The organism is Acidocella sp. MX-AZ02, assembly GCF_000306035.1.
Classification (GTDB): domain Bacteria; phylum Pseudomonadota; class Alphaproteobacteria; order Acetobacterales; family Acetobacteraceae; genus Acidocella; species Acidocella facilis.
In genome coordinates this window covers 1-510 of sequence record NZ_JH976268.1, presented here as the reverse complement: position 1 = coordinate 510, position 510 = coordinate 1, and the positions used below count along the sequence as shown (strand labels likewise).

The 510-nt window shown below is 57.1% G+C and carries 1 protein-coding gene; it reads right to left on the bottom strand.

Annotated features, from left to right (window positions below; translation table 11 throughout):
* Positions 1 to 2: 2 nt before the first annotated feature.
* A partial coding sequence (locus MXAZACID_RS17470) for an IS630 family transposase (RefSeq protein ID WP_008495926.1) occupies positions 3 to 510 on the bottom strand: 508 nt, incomplete at its 5' end.

Genomic DNA, 510 nt, shown 5'->3' with positions numbered 1-510 from the left:
ACTTAATTTGACGCATACCCTGAGTTTCTGAGGTAGTTTGCGCATTCGTTGGGCTTGAACTCGTTGAGCAATATTCCAATGCGCTTCCATGTGGCTTCGACGGTTCTTTCTGCGGCTTTTCGGAGCAGGGTTTTGAGTTTGGCGAAGACCTGCTCGATGGGGTTGAGATCGGGGCTGTAGGGCGGCAGGAAGAGGAGTTTGGCACCTGCGTCTCGAATGGCCTTGCGCACGGCGGGGCCTTTATGGCTGCCGAGATTGTCCATGATGACGATGTCTCCGGGGGACAAAGTCGGCACTAGCATCTGGCGGACATAGGCGGTGAATGTTTTGCCGTTGATTGGCCCGTCCAGAACGAAGGGGGCGTCGATGCGATCTGAGCGCAAGGCGGCCAGGAAGGTCAAGGTTTTCCAGTGACCATGTGGCACCTTTGCCTGTAGGGGCTGACCGCGCGGTGACCAGCCGCGCAGGCGCGTCATATTCGTCTTGGCCCAGGTTTCGTCCAGAAAAACC